We start from the raw sequence: 2,005 nt of genomic DNA, 5'->3' as shown, positions 1-2,005 counted from the left end.
TGGGTGTTGAGATGGACCGCATGACGATGGATCCCATGAAGAGTGACCGCATGAACCCGACGACCTTTCGGAATCGGGCGGGACGGCGCGCGGGCGCGTACCTCCTGGCGTTGACGATCGGTGGCACGGTGGCCTGCGCGGCCCCGGCGGCGGGGCGACCGGCCGCCTCCGCCGCCCTGTCCACCGCTCCTGTGGCCGACCAGGCTCCCGCTCCTGTGGCCGACCAGGCTCCCGCTCCCATGCTCACGGCCGAGCTCCGGAAGCTGGAGTCCGAACGCGCGGTGCGCATCGGCGCGTTCGCGTACGACACCGGCACCGGCCGAACCGTCGCCTATCGGCCCGACGAGTCCTTCCCCATCCTCTCCGTCTTCAAGGCCTTCGCCGCCGCCGCGATCCTGCAGAAGGCGCGCCGCACCGACCCGGGCCTGCTGGAGCGGAGGGTGCACTGGACGGAGGCCGACGAGGTGCCGAACTCGCCGGTGACCGAGGGGCACGGAGCGGCCGGGATGTCCGTGGCGGAGCTGTGCCACGCGACCGTGACCCGCAGCGACAACACGGCCGGCAACCTGCTCCTGAAGGAGCTCGGCGGTCCCGCCGGCCTCACCCGCTTCTTCCGCTCGCTCGGCGACCCGGTCAGTCGGCTCGACCGCTGGGAGCCCGCACTCAACGACTGGCGGCCGGGGGAGCGGCGGGACACCACGACGCCTGTCGCGGTCGGCCGTTCCTTCGCCACGCTCGCCGTCGGCACGGGCGGCGGCCGGGCCCTCGTGCCCGCCGACCGCGCGCAGTTGAACGCCTGGCTGCGCGCCACCGTCACCGGCGACGAGCGGATCAGGGCCGGCCTGCCCGCCGACTGGACGGTCGGAGACAAGACCGGCACCAGTTCCTCCTATGGCGGGGCGCACGACATCGCCGTCGCGGTCCCGCCGTCGGGCGCGCCGGTCGTGCTCGTGGTCCTGACCCGCCGCACCACGGCTGCCGGCCCCTCGGACAGCGGCGCGGTCAAGGCGACGGCGACCGCGCTCGTACGGGAGCTGGGCCTGACGCGCTGACGGACGGAGGGCTGCCGGGTCCCGGACGGGCCGATGTCCGCCGGTCCGTACGGGTCGCTGTCCGCCGGCCCCGTACGAGGTCTAGACCGCCACCACGGGGCCGGGGATAGTATTCGCCGCGCAATCGGTCAGCAATCGGCGCGGGTTCAGGGGGCCGGGTGGCGCGGGACGAGGTACCCACGAGTGGGCGCGAGCTGAAGTTCCGTACCCTCATGGCCGAGCTGCGGCGCGGCATCCTCGACGGGACCTGGCCGCCCGGCAGCAAGCTCCCCACCGAGCGCGCCCTCGCCGCCGAGACCGGCCTCTCCGTGACCACGGTCCGGCGGGCGTACGAGGACCTCGTCGCCCTCGGCCTGGTCGAACGCCGCCAGGGTGCGGGCACGTTCGCCGCTCAGCGGCCCGACGAGGAGGCCGGCCGCCGGGTCGACCGGGGCGTCGTGGGGGTGCTCGTCCCCGACACCGCGTTCTACTACCCACGCGTCCTGCAGGGCATCGAGAAGGAGCTCGCTCGCGCAGGCGCCCGGCTCGTCCTCGCCTGCTCCTCCTACGACCCCGCCGAGGAGGACGCCGCCGTCGCCCGGCTGCTCTCCTCCGGCGTGCACGGACTGCTCCTCGTCCCCACCCTGCACACCGCCACAGACCCGGGCCGGCGCGCCGAGGAACTCCTCGCGCTGCCCGTACCCGCGGTCCTGGTGGAGCGCCGGCTCGCCGCGCACGGTCCGGGCGACCCGACCGAGCACGTGTGCACCGACCACGAGGGCGGCGCGTACGACGCCGTACGGCATCTGCGGGGCCTCGGCCACGAGCGGCTCGCGCTGGTCGTGCGCTCCGACGCGCCCACCACCGCGCCCATCGAGTCCGGTTTCGCGCGGGCCGTCGCCGACCTCGGACTGCGCGAACCCGTGTGCGTACGCGAGCGGATGGCGGGCTGGGACGCGGCGCGCGCGGACGCG

At 74.9% G+C, this 2,005-nt stretch carries 2 protein-coding genes; both read left to right on the top strand.

From position 1 onward, the window contains the following. The first annotated feature begins 35 nt into the window (after positions 1-35). Positions 36-1,052, top strand: a complete 1,017-nt coding sequence (gene bla, locus VIU94_RS30475; RefSeq protein ID WP_331916236.1) for a class A beta-lactamase — start codon at positions 36-38, stop codon at positions 1,050-1,052. A 212-nt stretch (positions 1,053-1,264) separates the two neighbouring features. Continuing rightward, positions 1,265-2,005, top strand: a 741-nt coding sequence (locus VIU94_RS30470; protein ID WP_331916234.1) for a GntR family transcriptional regulator, incomplete at its 3' end; no start/stop codon positions are given.

The sequence above is a fragment of the Streptomyces sp. genome, from assembly GCF_036566765.1.
In the GTDB taxonomy this organism is placed as follows: Bacteria; Actinomycetota; Actinomycetes; order Streptomycetales; family Streptomycetaceae; genus Streptomyces.
Note: the sequence above shows the minus strand (reverse complement) of the source record. Positions and strands in the feature narration are given on the sequence as shown.